This is a genomic window from Streptomyces sp. S6, assembly GCF_054880855.1.
Genome location: NZ_JBTYMC010000759.1, coordinates 1 through 506 on the forward strand (window position 1 = coordinate 1; position 506 = coordinate 506).

Below are 506 nucleotides of genomic sequence, written 5' to 3' on the forward strand. Positions count from 1 at the left end.
GTGCGGGCAGTCGTCGACGTGCCGGACGAGTTCGCGCCGCAGGGCCGCACTGAGCACCAGGTGGTGGCCGTCCGCGAGCCGGGCCACCCCGGGACAGCCACCGGTCTCGACGACGGCGAGCGCCGCGCGCGTGCGTTCGACCTCGCAGGCGGCCGAGGAGAGCAGTTCGCGCGTGGCGGCGGGCTCCATACCGAGGACGGCGGCGACCTCGGGAGCCCCGAGCCGGTGCCGTACGGCGAGTTCGAGCGCCTCCCGCTGCTCCGGGCTGGTGCCGGCGGCCTCCGGCCAGGCCAGCAGGGCGAGTTCACGGCGCCGCCGCTCCTGGTCGGCCTCGTCGGCGTCCGGTGTCCCTGGCTGCGGTCCGGAGGGCGAGGGATGACGTTTCTGCTTGGCCTCCGCCGCCCGCCCGTGCCTGGCCTCCGCCAGCCTGCGCAGACACGACCAGCGCGCGAGCGCGTACAGCCACGCCCGCAGCTCGCCGCCCTCGCCGGGCATCCGGTGCCCGC

1 protein-coding gene is annotated in these 506 nt (G+C 77.1%); it reads right to left on the reverse strand.

Annotation, left to right across the window (positions count from 1 at the left end; genetic code table 11):
- Positions 1–506 (reverse strand): RNA polymerase sigma factor (locus ACVNF4_RS36895; RefSeq protein ID WP_461807156.1); only part of this gene is annotated, 506 nt, incomplete at both ends.